The organism is Luteolibacter sp. (assembly GCF_058122085.1).
This window is the reverse complement of sequence record NZ_JBIKBQ010000099.1, coordinates 1-15,130: the sequence shown is the minus strand read 5'-3', so window position 1 is coordinate 15,130 and position 15,130 is coordinate 1. Positions and strand designations below refer to the sequence as shown.

Annotated in this window: 16 protein-coding genes; 3 read left to right on the top strand and 13 right to left on the bottom strand. The window is 61.8% G+C overall.

Translation table 11 applies throughout. The annotated features are described in order from the left end of the window. Positions 1-446 precede the first annotated feature (446 nt). The 11 genes from AC4DF4_RS14320 to pduL all read right to left on the bottom strand — a co-directional run bounded on the left by AC4DF4_RS14320 (position 447) and on the right by pduL (position 7,916). Positions 447-1,436 (bottom strand): malate dehydrogenase, encoded by a 990-nt coding sequence (locus tag AC4DF4_RS14320; RefSeq protein ID WP_490048791.1) that lies wholly within the window; start codon positions 1,434-1,436, stop codon positions 447-449. Positions 1,437-1,461: 25 nt separating this feature from the next. Then, positions 1,462-2,550: a class II aldolase/adducin family protein gene (locus tag AC4DF4_RS14315; RefSeq protein ID WP_490048790.1), complete on the bottom strand. Its 1,089-nt coding sequence runs from the start codon at positions 2,548-2,550 to the stop codon at positions 1,462-1,464. A gap of 12 nt (positions 2,551-2,562) precedes the next feature. Then, on the bottom strand, positions 2,563-2,874 hold the full coding sequence (locus AC4DF4_RS14310) for a EutN/CcmL family microcompartment protein (protein WP_490048789.1): 312 nt from the start codon (positions 2,872-2,874) through the stop codon (positions 2,563-2,565). A gap of 9 nt (positions 2,875-2,883) precedes the next feature. Further along, positions 2,884-3,138, bottom strand: a complete 255-nt coding sequence (locus AC4DF4_RS14305; RefSeq protein WP_490048788.1) for a EutN/CcmL family microcompartment protein — start codon at positions 3,136-3,138, stop codon at positions 2,884-2,886. A gap of 4 nt (positions 3,139-3,142) precedes the next feature. After that, positions 3,143-4,621 carry an aldehyde dehydrogenase gene (locus tag AC4DF4_RS14300; RefSeq protein WP_490048787.1) on the bottom strand — a complete coding sequence of 493 codons (1,479 nt, stop codon included), beginning with the start codon at positions 4,619-4,621 and terminating at the stop codon, positions 3,143-3,145. A 60-nt stretch (positions 4,622-4,681) separates the two neighbouring features. Further along, positions 4,682-4,990, bottom strand: coding sequence for a EutN/CcmL family microcompartment protein (locus AC4DF4_RS14295; RefSeq protein WP_488259605.1), 309 nt, complete (start codon positions 4,988-4,990; stop codon positions 4,682-4,684). 61 nt (positions 4,991-5,051) lie between these two features. Beyond that, positions 5,052-5,354, bottom strand: coding sequence for a BMC domain-containing protein (locus AC4DF4_RS14290; RefSeq protein WP_490048786.1), 303 nt, complete (start codon positions 5,352-5,354; stop codon positions 5,052-5,054). Between the two features lie 44 nt (positions 5,355-5,398). Further along, positions 5,399-6,574 carry an acetate/propionate family kinase gene (locus AC4DF4_RS14285; protein ID WP_490048785.1) on the bottom strand — a complete coding sequence of 392 codons (1,176 nt, stop codon included), beginning with the start codon at positions 6,572-6,574 and terminating at the stop codon, positions 5,399-5,401. Positions 6,575-6,617: 43 nt separating this feature from the next. Then, complete coding sequence (locus AC4DF4_RS14280; RefSeq protein WP_490048784.1) at positions 6,618-6,896, bottom strand: BMC domain-containing protein; 279 nt, start codon at positions 6,894-6,896, stop codon at positions 6,618-6,620. 33 nt (positions 6,897-6,929) lie between these two features. Then, positions 6,930-7,202: a BMC domain-containing protein gene (locus AC4DF4_RS14275; RefSeq protein WP_490048783.1), complete on the bottom strand. Its 273-nt coding sequence runs from the start codon at positions 7,200-7,202 to the stop codon at positions 6,930-6,932. Positions 7,203-7,235: 33 nt separating this feature from the next. Further along, positions 7,236-7,916, bottom strand: coding sequence for a phosphate propanoyltransferase (gene pduL, locus AC4DF4_RS14270; protein WP_490048782.1), 681 nt, complete (start codon positions 7,914-7,916; stop codon positions 7,236-7,238). Between the two features lie 84 nt (positions 7,917-8,000). Here pduL and AC4DF4_RS14265 point away from each other — a divergent pair, with 84 nt between their 5' ends. Further along, on the top strand, positions 8,001-8,762 hold the full coding sequence (locus tag AC4DF4_RS14265) for a DeoR/GlpR family DNA-binding transcription regulator (RefSeq protein WP_490048781.1): 762 nt from the start codon (positions 8,001-8,003) through the stop codon (positions 8,760-8,762). A 436-nt stretch (positions 8,763-9,198) separates the two neighbouring features. Next, on the top strand, positions 9,199-10,173 hold the full coding sequence (locus AC4DF4_RS14260) for a D-2-hydroxyacid dehydrogenase (RefSeq protein ID WP_490048780.1): 975 nt from the start codon (positions 9,199-9,201) through the stop codon (positions 10,171-10,173). On the opposite strand, the gene AC4DF4_RS14255 is transcribed toward AC4DF4_RS14260, so the two are convergent. Both AC4DF4_RS14255 and AC4DF4_RS14250 read right to left on the bottom strand, forming a co-directional pair. Continuing rightward, on the bottom strand, positions 10,166-10,612 hold the full coding sequence (locus AC4DF4_RS14255; protein WP_490048779.1) for a thioesterase domain-containing protein: 447 nt from the start codon (positions 10,610-10,612) through the stop codon (positions 10,166-10,168). The genes AC4DF4_RS14260 and AC4DF4_RS14255 overlap by 8 nt on opposite strands. Positions 10,613-10,863: 251 nt before the next feature. Beyond that, positions 10,864-12,408: a DegQ family serine endoprotease gene (locus tag AC4DF4_RS14250; RefSeq protein ID WP_490048778.1), complete on the bottom strand. Its 1,545-nt coding sequence runs from the start codon at positions 12,406-12,408 to the stop codon at positions 10,864-10,866. Positions 12,409-12,716: 308 nt separating this feature from the next. Here AC4DF4_RS14250 and AC4DF4_RS14245 point away from each other — a divergent pair, with 308 nt between their 5' ends. Beyond that, positions 12,717-14,714: a DUF2357 domain-containing protein gene (locus AC4DF4_RS14245; RefSeq protein ID WP_490048777.1), complete on the top strand. Its 1,998-nt coding sequence runs from the start codon at positions 12,717-12,719 to the stop codon at positions 14,712-14,714. The last annotated feature ends 416 nt before the right edge of the window (positions 14,715-15,130 follow it).

Sequence of the window (15,130 nt, the reverse complement as noted above, 5' to 3'; positions counted from 1 at the left end):
TGAGATCTTCGGTGAGCGTGCCATAGTGCCGCACCGGGTTTTCAGCTGCTAGGAATTTGCTTTCTGCGGGAGGCCCCTGAAAGAGCCATTGGGTCGGACCTGCCTGCCTGTCGTAGCCTTCTTGGCCTTCGTAGCTTCAGCGAAGTAGGCGGCGTAGACTGGAGGGCGGGGAAATGGGGGTTTTCGATACGAATCCTGCCCTCAGTTTTACCACTCATTCGGATGGTCCGTGTTCGCCTTCTTCGATTCCAACTGGCTGGGAAGCATGAATGTCGCAACCACTGCACGGTGGTCAGATGGATAAGGTGAAACAACAATGTCCGCATTCTATTTATTTACGCGCCTAACACTCCACCCGATCCCAAACAGTAAGACCACCGTTGGAAAATCAAATCGTCTCAGCGGTCGGTTCTCGCAGTGAAATTGCCACAAAGAAACGCGGCGATTTAGCCGGGAATCAGATGCTTCACCGCGTCGCGCTCTTCCTTGAGCTCGCTGATGGTGAGATCAATTTTCTCCTGGCTGAAGGCGTCGATCGGCAGGCCTTGGACGACTTCCCATTTGCCGTTCGCGAGGGTGCGGATCGGCATTGAGGCGATGAGGCCCTTTTCAATGCCATACGAACCGTCCGAGCAGACCGCGACGGAATGCCAGTCCCCGGCCGGAGTCGGAGTGATGAGGCTTTTCACCGTGTCGAGCGCGGCGTTCGCGGCGGATGCGGCGGAGGATGCGCCGCGGGCCTTGATGATGGCCGCACCGCGCTGTTGGACGGTGCTGATGAAGTCGCCCTTGAGCCATGCGACGTGGGAAATCACGTCGGTGACGGGACGGCCGTTGATCTTGGCATTAGTGAAATCCGGATACTGGGTGACCGAGTGGTTGCCCCAGATGCAGAGGTTGGTGACCTTGGACTGATGGACGCTGGCCTTCTTGGCGAGCTGGCTCTTGGCACGGTTTTCATCGAGCCGGGTCATCGCGAAGAAGCGGTCCTTCGGCACGCCCTCGGCGTTGTTCATGGCGATGAGGGCGTTGGTGTTGCAGGGATTTCCAACCACCAGCACGCGGACGTCCTTGGCGGCATTGCGGGCGATGGCCTTGCCTTGGCCGGTGAAAATCTTGCCGTTGATGCCGAGCAGATCGGCGCGTTCCATTCCGGCCTTGCGCGGCACGGAGCCGACGAGAAGCGCCCAGTTGGTTCCCTTGAATCCTTCGTTGAGATCCGAGGTGCCGACGACTTCGTTGAGCAGCGGGAAGGCGCAGTCATCGAGTTCCATGATGACGCCTTGAAGCGCGGCCATGCCGGGCTCGATTTCGATCAGGCGGAGGTTGACCGGTTGGTCCGGGCCGAAAACGAAGCCGGAAGCGATGCGGAAAAGAAGCGCGTAGCCGATCTGGCCAGCCGCGCCGGTGATGGAGACGGTGATGGGAGTTTTCATGGATGAAATGCGGGGGAGCTAATTGTTATTTGACCGCGGCGAGGATCTGCTCGGTGAGCATTTGCACGAGCTTCTCGGCTTCCGGATCGAGCTTGCCGCCGCCGGAAGGAGCGGACTTGTCGGGAATCTGGCAGACGGTGCCGGGGCTGAACTCGGCGTTGTCGCAGAGCTGGCATTCCTGCCAGTTGGCGCGCTTGTCCTCCATGCCGAGCACCTTGCGGAGCGCGATGAGTTCCTTGGCCTGGCCACCGGTGATGGTGAGCAGCTTGCCGCCGTTGAGCTGCGAGGCGACCCAGATGGTTTTGCAATAGGACTCGACGTTTTCCATTTTCCAATAGGAATCCTCGATGTCCTTGCCCCAGGTGATGACACCGTGGTTCACCATCAGAACCGCCATGTGATCGACCGCGGCATCGCCGACGGCCACCGCGTTCGCAGGGGTGCCGGGGGTTTCATATTTGGACAGGCCGATCTGACCGAGGAAGACCTCGGCCTCGGGAATCATGCAGGTCGGTGGCTGGACACCCGCGACCGCGAAGGCGGTGCCGTGCGGCGGGTGAGCGTGGCAGCAGGCTTTGGCCTTGGGCTGGCGCTTCATGATCGCAAGGTGGGTCATGCACTCGGAGGTGCGCTTGTATTTGCCGGCGAGCTGCACGCCTTCCATGTCGACAAGGCACATCTGCTCAAGTGTCATGAAGCCCTTGGAAACCAGGGTCGGAGTGCAGAGCACGAGGTTGTCGCCGACACGGATGGTTAGATTGCCACCATTGCCGTCGGTGTATTCGCGGGCCCACATGCGCTTGCCGATGTCGACCATCCGCTGCTTGAGCTCGACGATGGCAGGCGAGTGGAAGAACGCCTGGATCTCCGCCGGGGTCTTCGGGTCCTTGCCGGGAGTCCAATGAAATTCGTAGTCGGGAAGGATCGGCTCGACGTAGGCGGCTGGCGCGGACGAACTAGCAGATGAGCCACCGGCGCGGACCGGGCCGATGCCGTCGCGGAGAACGTCCTTGGCGGATGGCGTGAGAACCGAGCCTTTCGGAAGATCGGCGGCGGTTTTCCCGGATTTCAAGTGGGCTTCGATATCAGCGGCGGTGAAGACTTTGTTGCTCATGGGGTTCAGAGGTTAGGAATCGGAAAGGGGTGGTTCGTACGAAAGTGAGTCGAAAATGGCGACGGTGATGGCATCGATAGGAATCGGAAAATCAAAGGGAGCGGTGGCTTCGGCTCCTTCGACGATGCCGACGATGTCGCCATCTCCGGCACCCATGTTGTCATAGGCGACGAGCGTGGATTGGCCGGTTAGGGCCGGTGCTTTTTTGCACGCGTCATTGAATTGCCCGGCATCCAGTGGATTGACCATGAGCCACCGACCACCTTTGAAGGAGGGATCTTGGACACTCAGGGTCACTCGACCGATGACTTGGGCTACGCGCATGGTGGAAGTTCAGTCAACGACGCCTTGGATGAAGTTGCGGATGGGAGATTTGTCGTCGTGCACGATGTGACGGGCGCCGAGGCCGTCGGTGGAAACCATCACCTTGGAATGAAGGCCGGCACCGAAGAGGTCGATGGCGACCATCGGCGCGCCGGTCAGTCCGAGGTCGGGGTCGAGAGCCTGGCACAGCATCATCTTCTGCCCCTTGAGAGAGGGGTGGGAATGACTGCTGACCGCGTGGCCGACGACTTGAGCGAGGAACATCTGGTTAGATGATGCGGAGGTTTTCGACGAGCACGCAGCGGCGGACGCGGGTGAAGGTCTTGGGAGTGGTGATTCCCTCGCCCGTCGTGGTGGCGATGGAGTAGGAAAGATAGCCTTCACCGCCGAGGCCGAGGCCGGCGACGGACGCGCCGTTCTTGACGAAGATGGTGGTGTCCATTTCCTTGGCCATGTAGGTCATGTGGTCGACGTCCTTGGTGTGGATGATGGCGGAGTGGCGGTAGTTGTGCTCGGCGCGTTTGGCCTCGCGGACGCCGGTTTCGAAGTCGGGCACCGAAACGATCGGCATCATCGGCATCATTTGCTCTTCCTGCACGAACGGATGGTCGGCATCGGTCTCGGCGAAGAGAAGCTGGGTGCCTGCGGGAATGTTAGCTCCGGCGTGCTGGGCGAGCACGCTTGGATCGGCACCGACAAGAGCGCGGTTGACGGAGGCGTGCGAGCAACCACCGCCTTCGCCGGGCTTGAAGGTGAATGCGGCGGCGGTGAGGCGCTCAAGCTCTTGTGAGTTGAGGCGGGCGGCACCGGCCTTGGTGAGTTCCTCACAGAATTTGTTGAAGACGGAGCTGACGACGAAGACGACTTTTTCCCCGATGCAGAGCAGGTTGTTATCGAACGCGCCGCCTTCGATGATGTTGCGGGCCGCGCGGGCGAGGTCGGCGGTGGCATCGACGACGACGACCGGATTTCCCGGGCCGGCGCAGATCGCGCGCTTGCCGGATTTCATGGCCGCGTTGACAACTGCCGGACCGCCGGTGATGGCGAGCAGGTTGACGAGCGGGTTCTTGCACAGCAGGTCGAAGGACTCGATGCTTGGCGACTCGATCGTGGTGATGATGTTGTCGATGCCGATCTCGCGGAAGATCGCTTCGTTGTAAGCGCGCACGGCCATCGCGGCACTACGGGCGCCACCGGGATGCGGATTGAAAACGATGGAATTTCCGGCGGCCACCATGTTGATGACGTTGCCGGTAAGAGTGGGGACCGAATGAGTGACTGGCAGAATCGCGCCGATCACGCCAAAGGGAGCGTATTCCTCGAGGGTGATACCGCCGTCGCCGCTCATCGCGTAGGGCTGGAGCCACTCGGTGCCGGGGACGTTCTTGGTGATGAGGAGCTTGCCGATCTTGTGATCGAGGCGGCCGATCTTGGTCTCCTCCATCTCGAACCTGCCCCATGGCTCGGCGTTAGCAACGGCCATGCCCTTGACGATTTCGATCACCTTCGCGCGCCCGGCGACTCCTAGCTTTTTCAGCTGGAGGTGGGCATCGGTGGCGGCGTGGGCGGCCTTGTCAACGCAGGTGAAAACCCCGCGCTGGCCGGACTCACCACTGCAACCGCAGCCGCATGAGGATGACTTGGCGGCGGGTTTTGCCGCGGGTGCCACTTGGACACCGGTGGTCGCGAGGCGGGAAATAACCGATTCTACGACGGAGCGAAGTGTTTCTGGATCGAGAGTTTTCATGCGGGAAATTGAAATTGTTAAAACGGCGCGAGGCCTGGTCGATTAGCCAAACGGATGAGGCTAACCACCCTTGTAAACGGTTTTACCGAGGACTTCGACGCGGTCGATGATCGCGACGATGGCCGCATCCACCGGGATGAGTTTCAGGCCCTGCGCGGCGCGGGCAGAGCTGCCCTGGCAGAAGAGCACGAGCTCGCCCTCACCGGCACCCACCGTGTCGATCGCGACAATGGTGTTCTGGCCGTCCTTGAACTTGGACGGGTCCTTGTCGTCAACGAGCTTGGGACGGAGCAGGAGAAGTTTCCTTCCGACCATGAGCTCGTCTTTTTTCGTCGATACGACTTGTCCGATGACTTCTGCGAGAAACATCTGGGATTGAGGGAAGGCCCCGCCCGCGACCGGTTAGGACCGCGGGCGGGGCATTGGGGAATTACTTGCGTGGAGCGCGGGCAGCGGCATCCTTGGGAAGAACGCTGTCGATGGCATCGTCCGGACGGGCGATGACGTGGGCGCTGATGACTTCGCCGGATTCGGAAGCAGCGGCGGCACCGGCGTCGAGCGCGGCTTTCACCGCGGCGACGTCGCCGGTGACGACCGCGTTGCACATTGCGTTTCCGATTTGCTTCATCGGACCGACGAGTTCGACGTTTGCGGATTTGAGCATCGCGTCAACGCCGACGACGAGACAGGCGAGGCCACGGGTTTCGAGGAGTCCAAGTGCTTGTTTGGCCATGGTAGTATTAGTTTGGTGTGAGTTGTGAGAGGTGGTGATGAGAATCAGGAAAGCTTTCGATAGACTTCGCGGGCGAGGACGAGCTCCTCGTTCGCGGGGATGACGATGATCTTCACGGGTGAGTCATCGGCGCTGATGACGGCCTCGGTGGCGCGGCAGTCGGCGTTCTTCGCGGGATCGAGGCGGATGCCGAACACTTCAAGACCCTTGCAAACCGCATCACGGGTCTCCGCTCCGTTTTCGCCGATTCCTGCGGTGAAAACGAGTGCGTCGATTCCGCCGAGATCGACGAGGAAGGCCCCGATCCAGTGGCGGATCGAATGCACGTTGGCGTCGATCGCGAGTTGGGCAGAAGCATTTCCCTCGGCGGCAGCGGCCCTGATGTCGCGAGCATCGTTAGAGACGCCTGACAATCCGAGAAGTCCGGACTCCTTGGTTAGCTGGCGCTCGGCCTCGTCAAGCGAGATGCCTAGTGTCCGCATGGCGTAGGGAATCGCGCCGGAGTCGAGATCCCCGACACGGTTGTTTTGCGGCAGCCCGCTTTGCGGGGAGAATCCCATGCTGGAACCGATCGCCACGCCGTTGCGGATTCCGGTAACGGAGCTGGAACCGCCGAGGTGGCAGGAAACGACGCGGAGCGGTTTCCCTTCAACCGGCCGCGGCCCGTCCAGATAGAGCCGGCGGGCGATTTCCGCGACGTCGTCGCGGCCGCAAAGCTCGGCGGAACGCTCGGCGATGAACTTGTGGCTGGCGCCGTGGAATCCATAGCGGCGGATCCCGATGTCCCGCCAGGATTGCGGGATGGCGTAGTTGTAATACGCCGGCGGGGTCCACTGATAGAAGGCGGTTTCGAACAGCGCCACGAGGCGGGCCTTCGGCAGCGCTTGTTCAAACTGCCGGATGCCTGCAGCGTAGGGCGGATTGTGCGCGGGTGCGACGGCGGTGAAGCCGTCGAGCGCGTCGATCGTCTTTTGGTCGGCGATCACGCAACCGCTGAGATCCTTGCCCAGGACCGTCTTGAAACCGACGGCGTCGATCTCATCCGGGCTGGCGATGATTCCGTCGCGCTGAAGGGTCGCCAAGGCGTCTTCAATCACGACAGCGTGATCCGTCACCCGCTCGTAGCCGCCCTTGGCAATCACCTCGCCGCCGCTCTCATCCATGCGGAAGAGGCGGTATTTGAAGGAGGTGGAACCGAGGTTGGCGACGAGGACGAGCATCTTGATAGAAGCTGAAATACTTAGAATCTGAAACGCTGAAAAATCAGCCAATCCATCCGCCGAGCTTCGACAGATCGTCGTGCGGGCGTGGGATGACTTGCACCGAGGTGACGGTGCCGAGCTTGGATGCTGCTGCTGCGGCGGCGTCGAGGCCGGCTTTCACCGCGGCGACGTCGCCGGTGAAGAAACCGGTGACGAGACCGGAACCGATCTTTTCCCAGCCGGTCATTCTGATGTCAGCGGACTTGAGAGCCGCGTCGGAGGCTTCCACCAGGGAGATGAATCCCTTGGTTTCGATGATGCCGATTGCTTGTTTGGCCATGGTAGTAGTAGGTTAGAGGGTTGGATTGAAAAATCAGGCGATGCCGAACTGACTGAGCAGCTCGGGATGCGGACGGGCGATGACGTGGGCGGCGACGAGTTCGCCGACACGGCCGGCGGCTTCGGCTCCGGCATCGACGGCGGCTTTCACGCTGCCGACGTCGCCCTTGACGAGAACGGTGAGGAACGCACCGCCGATTTGGATTTGATTGATGATTTGGACGTTGGCGGCTTTGGCCATCGCGTCGGTGGCTTCGACGCTGCCGACGTAGCCTTTGGTTTCGATCATGCCGAGTGCAGTGCTCATAGTGTTAGTTGGTGATGTGGGATTGGATTGAGATTACTTGGTGAGTTCGCAGAAAGTGTCGGGCTTGAGGCCGCAGGCGTTGCCCTCGTCGGTGTCGATGTGGACTTCGAGCTTGAAGGAGGGATCCACGCGGACGACGAGCTTGTCGAAAGTCATGGCGAGCGGGCCGTGGACTTTCAGCTTCATCGTGTCGAGGTGCTTGACGCCGTAATAAGCGGCATCGTCGGGATGCATGTGGACATGCGGTTGGGCGCGGATGACGCCCTCGTCCATTTGGAAATAACCGTGCGGGCCCATCAGCATGCAGCCGGGCGTGCCCTTGATCGCGCCGGACATGGCGACCGGAATGTCGAATCCGAGCGAAATCGCGTCGGTGTAAGCGAGTTCGACTTGGTTCAAATCACGGCAGGGACCAAGAATGCGCAGATTGGAAATGATCCGGCTGCGTGGCCCGATCAAGGTGATGGACTCCTTCGCGGCGTATTGCCCGTTTTGATAAAGCCCCTTCATCGGCGTGAGCTGATGCCCGGGGCCGAACAGCGCTTCAACGGCAGCCTGCGTAAGGTGGCAGTGACGAGCGGAGATGTTGACGAGCAACGCGTTAGGTGCCTTGGAGGCCGCTGGCAAGGAAAGCCCCATGCTGGCGTAAACTTGCTCCCGAACGAGGTGTTCGACAACGGCTCGGGGCGTGGATTGGGAGATCGGTGCGGCCATCTGTGCGCCTTCGATCGGCGGATTGGATTGACAAGTCAACCAAAAACCCAAAAATTCCCAACGAAACAAAGATTTTCCCGAATCATGCTCGCCATCGACCGCCAACGCCGGATTTTAGAACTCCTCCACGGAACGGGTTCTTTGCGCACCATCGAGACCGCCGCGGATCTCGGCGTCACGGATGAAACCGTCCGCAAGGATTTCGAGATCCTCGAGAAACGCGGCGAGCTGATCCGCACCCACGGCGGGGCGAGCCGCCCGGAACGAATCCGGGGAGAGCTCCCGTTCACCGAGCGCCAGGCGATCCGACGGGGGGAAAAGCAAGCGATCGCCCGCCTCGCGGCCAGCCGGATCCAAGCGAACGAGACGATTTTCCTCGATGCGAGTTCCACCGTGCTGACCCTCACCGAGTTTCTCCCCGACCTGCCGCTGACCATCCTGACCAACGCGCTCAACGTCTTCACCGCCCTCTCCGACCGCCCCAACCTCGACCTCATCTGCACCGGTGGCTTGTTCGACCCCAAGTCCCGTTCATTCATCGGCCTGACGGCGGAAAAGTCCCTGCAACGCTATAACATCCACCGCATGTTCTTCTCGGGAAACGGGATCCACCTCGAGCGCGGCGTCAGCGAGAGCAACGCCCGCCAGGCGGCTTTCAAGGAGCGGGTCATCGCAAACGCCGAAGACGTGGTCTTTCTGGCGGACCATTCAAAGCTCGGACAAAGGGCAGCGTTCTTCTTCGCGCTAATCGAGGACCTCAGTTGCCTGGTCACCGACAAGGCGGCCGATCCGGCCTTCGTCGAGCAATTGCAGGGCCGAGGAGTCGAAGTCTTGCAGGGAATCTGACTCGCCCGATCGTTGCGCGGGCCTGCAAAGCGTGGCGGTGGCGCCGCAGACCGTTGCTGGAGCGATTTCGGGAGGCTCTCGCCGGACTCGACTCGCGCCGCACCAAGTCCTCGCGCGAACTCGATTCCCGACGCAAGTTCGACGCCGGGGAGTATTTTCCGATGATCCTCTTCACTCTGTTCAGCCCAATCGTCGATATGACGCGCGGACTTTGCGAAGCCTCAAAACTCGAACAATACCAACTCCGGACCGGGCGACCTCGTCAGTTTGGGAGGTGCTTCCACGCATGGGCCGGACCCACTGGCGAGACGCGCCAGCCCCTTCCAATTGGAACGCCGCCTGCCGGTCCTGCTCGCCGGTGGATCGGCTTGCATGCCCGGGCCGGGATGCGAGGATCCCCCGCGCGCCGCCGCCACCACCCGCATTCCCGAACGCCATGACTCCCTTGAAAATCTTCGCCGACTCGCCGCTCGACGCCGCCACCGCGCGACTGCTGCTGGACGGCACCGCGCCGCATGAGGTCCTGTTTCCCCGCACCGGGGTGGCCTCGGTGCTGGCGCAGGCGGAGCCGGACCCGGCGTTTCCGCTGGCGGACATCGCCTTCGGCCAACCGGATCTGGAGAGCATCCGGCGCTCGGAGCGGTTGAGATGGATTCACGTGAGCACCGCCGGCTTCACGCGCTATGACACGCCGGAGTTCCGCGCGCTGGTGGCGGAGCGCGGGCTGGTGGTGACGAACAGCTCCAGCGTCTATGCCGCGGCCTGCGCCGAGCATGTGTTCGCCTTCATGCTGGCCTGGTCGCGGCGGCTGCCGCAGGCGCTGCGGAGCCAGGCGGCCAACGGCTCGCCGGAATGGTTCCAGCTGCGCGGCGACTCGGTCTCGCTGCGCGCGCAGAGCGTGGTGATCCTCGGCTTCGGCGGGATCGCCACGGCGCTGGTGAGGTTGTTGGCGCCGTTTGAAATGAAGATCACCGCGATGCGCCGCCAGCCGCGCGGCGACGAGGGGTTTCCCACCGTCACCGCCGAAGGTCTGCCCGCCGCGCTCGCCACCGCGGACCACGTCATCAACATCCTGCCGGACAACCCGGCTTCGCTGAGTTTCATCGACGCGGCGCACCTCGCGCAGATGAAGCGCGGCGCGGTGTTTTATAACATCGGCCGCGGCACCACGGTGGATCAGGACGCCTTGTTAGCCGCGCTGCGTTCCGGCCGGATCGCCGCCGCGTGGCTGGACGTCACCGAGCCCGAGCCGCTGCCGCCCGACCACCCGTTGCGGAGCGAGCCGGCATGCTTCATCACCCCGCACATCGCCGGCGGCCACGCGGACGAGTCCGGCACGCTGGCGCGGCATTTTCTATCAAATTTACAACACTACCTGGCAGGCACCCCGCTGCTCGACCGGATCATGTGAGCGCCACATAGACGCCCTCGAACTCCACACAGACCTTGTCATCTTCCACGATGACGACTTTCAAGCCGATGCGCGCCCGGCCCTTTTCGCGGAAGCGGGACTTGAACGCGGCGAGCGCGGCTTCGTCCGGACTCTGGCAGACCGCGCGGATCGTCCCGCGGACCGGATGGCGGTAGTGGATCGAGCTGTCCCGGATGACAATGTGGGCGCTCCGGTCGCCGAGCTTGAGCCATAACAACCCATAACCGGCGAGCGTGGCAATGGCGCTGAGACTGCCGCCGAAGGCGGTGCCGAGGTGGTTGTGGTTCAACTCCAGCGGGGCGGTTAGGACGAGCCGGGTTTCGTCATGCGATTCCACGCCCACGCCCATGGCCCGCGTGATGGGGATTTGCGCGTGGAGGAAGTTTTCAGTCTCGCGGAGGAATGCGGCGTCGTTCATCGGCGGGATGCTGCCCCCGAATCCCGTCAATTCCAACCGTCTTCCTCACCGCGTGAGTGAAAAAGACGGCAAGAAAACCTTGGACGTCTCCGAGATCGAGATGATCGGGAAACCCGCTGAAAAGGCAACCAAGAAGGCCGCATAGACCGGCTCTCTATCCGCATTCATGCGACCCGCCCGCCGCCCGTGTCATCGGACGGCGGGCCGTTTTCTATCCGCCGCCCGCCGCCTCAAAGCCGGTTCCGGTCGATTCACTTCTGCTTTCTCTCGTCAACCACGACGAAGCGGCTGCCGCCCTGGCTCCAGACGAGAAGGACCAGGCGTTTGCCGCTTGCCTTGCGGATCGCGGCGGCGGCTTCTTGCACGCTCGCGACGGGCTCGCGGTTGATTTCCTGGATCACGTTGCCCTCGCGCAGCCCGGCGTCGAAGGCGACAGAGTCGGCGTCGATCTCCGAGACGAGCGCGCCTTTGAGCGTGGAGGGGAGATCCAGCAGTCGCCGCGCGTCTTCGTCGATGGCGGTGAGGGTGACGCCGCGCAGCACCTCGCCGGCAATCGTTTCCTCGCCTGCGGACTCCGACCCGGCGACCTTGTCAGGCATTTCCTTGAGCGTGACGGTGAAGGATTTCTCCTTGCCATCGCGCAGCACTTTGACGTCCGCCTTCGCGCCCGGGGCGGTCGCGCCGACCATCAGCTTGAGCGCGCGGCTGTCGGCGACGGGCTTGCCGTCGAAGTCGACGATCACGTCGCCGCTCTTCAATCCCGCCTCTGCCGCCGAGCCGTCCTGGTTGACGCCGCCGACGAGCGCGCCGCGGCCCTCGGGCACGGAGAATTCCTTCCGCAGCTCCGGCGTCACGTCCTGGATGCTCACGCCGAGGTAGCCGCGGACGACACGGCCTTTTTTCAAAATCTGCTCCATCACGTTGCGGGCGAGATCCATCGGCACGGCGAAGCCCACGCCTTGGTTGCCGCCGCTGCGGCTCAGGATCGCGGTGCAGATGCCGACTAACCGCCCGTCGGTATCGACCAGCGCGCCGCCGGAGTTGCCGGGATTGATCGAGGCGTCGGTCTGGATGAAATCCTCGTATTCCTCGATGCCCATGCCGCCGCGCCGGGTCGCACTGACGATGCCCATGGTCACCGTCTGGCCGATGCCGAAGGGATTGCCGACGGCGAGCACGACGTCGCCCACGGCCACCTTGTCGCTGGCGGCGAGGGTGAGCGGCGGCAGGTCTCCGGCGTCGATCTTGAGCACGGCGATGTCGGTCTTCGGGTCGCGGCCGACGACCTTGGCGGTGAACTCGCGCTTGTCGCCTAGCAGCGCCACCTTGACCTCGTCCGCGCCATCCACGACGTGGTTGTTGGTGAGGATGTGGCCGTCCTTGCTGACGATCACGCCGGAGCCGAGGCTTTGCTGTTTTTGCATGCGCGGCATTTGGCGCGGAGATTCTTCATCGAACTGGTCACCGAAGAAGCGGCGGAAAAGCGGGTCGTCAAACAGCGGTCGCAAGTCGCGGCCGAAGGGATTGCGCACCATCTTGGTGGAGAACACGTTGACCACGCTCGGGGCGACCCGCTCGACGACCGGCGCGAAGCTCGCGGAGAGCTTCGGCTCGCGGACGAGCGCGGCGTCGTTGAGGTTGAGGGAGACGACCTCGTGATTGGTGGTGGAGAGCGCCAGCGGCCAGCTCCAAAGCCAGCTGGAGAATCCGAGCGCGATCGCGCCGGCACCCACGAGGGCGAGCAGGGAGACCATGGCGTGACCACGGGGAGTTGAGGGGGATGGCTTGCGTTTCATGACCGTTTACAAGGTTAAATTTCACAGGGCAGTGCCCGTAAAACGCCCGGAAGCGGATCAGTATTTTCAACCACAGGGAGCTCCGCGGGACGGATTACGAGCTTTTGAACATACACCCGTCCGCCGCGCATTGCCAATTATTGTTCAGCTGCGAACAGGGGCGCAACGGGGTCCAATACCAGATTGGAAAATACTCGTCCTGAGCGGGTTGTGAGCGCGTGAGGCGGGCGCTGGTTGAAAAGGCACCAGGACTCCACGCTCACCCGGGTGCACGCCTTGGCGCGTCTTGCTGAAATCCACGCCCGCTCATGACCCCAATGTTGGGCACTGAGGTGGTGCGTGAAGACGATTCCACTCCGGTGGCCAGAGGCGCGGTGGAGGTGCGGTCGGTGAAGCTGAATTATCGGGAGCACTATCAGGGAATGCTGGAGCACATCGCTGGAAAGTGCGCGGGCCTGCTGCTGGACAGCCGGGCGCCCACCCGCCTGCGGCTTTCCGCCGCCCGGCAGAAAAATCCTGAGGTGCCGGGGCAGCAGTTGGAGTTCCTCCGCCACACGCTGGAGTCCTCGAATTTTCATGGAGCGGTGGATGAGGTGCTGCGTAACCCCCATCGCCTGCTGGAAGACGAGCGGAGGGAACAACCCATTTCCCATCCATTTAAAGCAGGCAAGGACTTCGCCCGACAAATCTCCAAGGTGGGTGATCGGGTCGCCTTGCATGCAGCTCATCCCTTGCGGGGAATCCATCCGAAGCTGTCGTCCTTGCCGGCCCGCATCCAGGTCTCCAAGCGCACGGACTTCCTCGACACGGCGGAGAATTGGTTCGTCAAGATGGTGCTGGTGGATTTCCGCGACTTTCTGGCGGAGGTGGCGGGAATGCTGGGACGGAACCCGGTGGACGCGGCAAAACCGAACACTGTGAGGTTGTTGCGCGATGTCGCCCGCTTGCGCGGGAGACTGGATGCCTTGCTGGGACGCGGCTTTCTACCCGATGTTTCACGAACCGAGCTTTTGCCGCTAGGCAGCCCGGTGTTGCAACGGGAGGCGGGTTACCGGGAATTGCTCCATGTGTGGTTGCAGTTTCATGTGGGAGCTCAGCTCGCCTGGGCTGGGGGCCATGAAGTCTGGCAGGGCGGCGCGAGGAATGTGGCGACGCTGTATGAGTATTGGCTGTTTTTCCAACTTGAGGCGCTGTTCCGCTCGAAGTTCGACTGCAAGAAAGCGTTGCACTCGATCCTGGTGGAGCAGGATGCCGGATTGCCCCGATTGAAGTTGGAGCGCGGCATCGAGCTTCATACGCCGATCGGCGGAGTGTGGTCCGAGAAGGCCCGACGCCCGTTGAACGCGGAGTTTCATTTCAACAAGAAGTTCAACCGGGACCAGAACCATAAGAACGGCGGAAGCTGGACGCGTGGCGTGCAACCGGATTATACGATCAGCATTTGGCCTGCGGAGTTCGACAGAGACTCTGCCGAAGCGTGCGACACGATGGTTCACGTCCACTTCGATGCGAGATGTCGGGTGGAGAATCTGACGGAGATGCTCGGCTGCGACACGGACGACGAGGTGATTCAGGACCGTGCCGAATCGGCTGGCGGAAAGCCCAGCTCCGCGAAGTATGCCGATCTCCTCAAAATGCACGCCTACCGCGATGCCATCCGGCGCACGGCAGGTGCTTATGTGTTATATCCCGGTGATGCCGGAGAGGTCAGGCGTTACGAGGAATTCACCGGCTTTCACGAGGTGCTGCCGGGCTTGGGGGCATTCGCGATCCGTCCCCGCAAGGATGGAACTGCCGCGGGGCTGGACAACTTGGCAACGTTTCTGGATACGGTGATCGAGCATCTATCCAACCGGACCACGGCACGGGAACGGGCGACGTTCCATGCGGCGGAGTCCTACACGCTCAAGGAAGATCCCGTGACCTACGGCGGGCTCAAACTTGGAGAGCTGGATGAGATGAGCGACACGAATCGCGCATTGCCTCCGGCAGAGCATCATGTGGTGGTGGCTTGGCACAAAACAGAGGCGCATCGTATGTGGTCGTTGAAACGCAGTCTCGCGGTCGTCCGGCTGGGTCAGCGCATTGGATCATTCCGGGTTCCGCCCGAGCTGGCGACGACGCGGCATGTGCTATTTAGATCGGATGATAATTTTGTGGAGCCGGGGCTGTTTGGACTGAAAACCCCGGGCTACAAGGTTTTCACCGCTGAAGAGCTTGAACGGCTTGGTTACCCCAAAGGCAAGGGGGAGATTTATGCAGTCTTTGAAGTTGAAGAAGATCAGGCGTATAAGGGGCAGGAATAAAACGGGCCGGAGCTCCAAAAGGTGCTGCAGGAGTTTGAATCGGGGCGGAGTTATCGAAAGTCCGGATCATTGGGAAGAACATCGGCCTTTCCGCGTGTGCTGAGTTTGAAGGAGCTGTTGGGAGTGATGAAGAGTTGAGGGTCGCAGCACCCGTGATTCCAAAGAGATTGAGGCGGTTAACGCGGGGGATCGGCAGCAGGTTGAAACTGCCAGCTCGGCTCCTGGAGCACGGCGGTGGGGAGGTCTCCCTTCGCAAGAGGGGCGCGGATTGAAACCCAGTCCACTCACGCGGGAAGAGGATTTTTTTTCGTTAAAATGTTAAAATCGATTGGTGCTGGTTGATCGGGCGATGTTCCGACATCGCCTGTTTGAACAAACGTTTCAAATCAACCAACACCATGAGTAAACAGACAGGG

Coding starts and splice junctions, on each gene's coding strand:
- AC4DF4_RS14290 (WP_490048786.1), bottom strand. CDS start 5,354: ATGGCCAAACAAGCACTTGGACTCCTCGAAACCCGTGGCCTCGCCTGT.
- pduL (WP_490048782.1), bottom strand. CDS start 7,916: ATGGCCGCACCGATCTCCCAATCCACGCCCCGAGCCGTTGTCGAACAC.
- AC4DF4_RS14250 (WP_490048778.1), bottom strand. CDS start 12,408: ATGAAACGCAAGCCATCCCCCTCAACTCCCCGTGGTCACGCCATGGTC.
- AC4DF4_RS14245 (WP_490048777.1), top strand. CDS start 12,717: ATGACCCCAATGTTGGGCACTGAGGTGGTGCGTGAAGACGATTCCACT.
- AC4DF4_RS14300 (WP_490048787.1), bottom strand. CDS start 4,621: ATGAAAACTCTCGATCCAGAAACACTTCGCTCCGTCGTAGAATCGGTT.
- AC4DF4_RS14315 (WP_490048790.1), bottom strand. CDS start 2,550: ATGAGCAACAAAGTCTTCACCGCCGCTGATATCGAAGCCCACTTGAAA.
- AC4DF4_RS14255 (WP_490048779.1), bottom strand. CDS start 10,612: ATGAACGACGCCGCATTCCTCCGCGAGACTGAAAACTTCCTCCACGCG.
- AC4DF4_RS14280 (WP_490048784.1), bottom strand. CDS start 6,896: ATGGCCAAACAAGCAATCGGCATCATCGAAACCAAGGGATTCATCTCC.
- AC4DF4_RS14295 (WP_488259605.1), bottom strand. CDS start 4,990: ATGTTTCTCGCAGAAGTCATCGGACAAGTCGTATCGACGAAAAAAGAC.
- AC4DF4_RS14275 (WP_490048783.1), bottom strand. CDS start 7,202: ATGAGCACTGCACTCGGCATGATCGAAACCAAAGGCTACGTCGGCAGC.
- AC4DF4_RS14305 (WP_490048788.1), bottom strand. CDS start 3,138: ATGTTCCTCGCTCAAGTCGTCGGCCACGCGGTCAGCAGTCATTCCCAC.
- AC4DF4_RS14285 (WP_490048785.1), bottom strand. CDS start 6,574: ATGCTCGTCCTCGTCGCCAACCTCGGTTCCACCTCCTTCAAATACCGC.
- AC4DF4_RS14265 (WP_490048781.1), top strand. CDS start 8,001: ATGCTCGCCATCGACCGCCAACGCCGGATTTTAGAACTCCTCCACGGA.
- AC4DF4_RS14260 (WP_490048780.1), top strand. CDS start 9,199: ATGACTCCCTTGAAAATCTTCGCCGACTCGCCGCTCGACGCCGCCACC.
- AC4DF4_RS14310 (WP_490048789.1), bottom strand. CDS start 2,874: ATGCGCGTAGCCCAAGTCATCGGTCGAGTGACCCTGAGTGTCCAAGAT.
- AC4DF4_RS14320 (WP_490048791.1), bottom strand. CDS start 1,436: ATGAAAACTCCCATCACCGTCTCCATCACCGGCGCGGCTGGCCAGATC.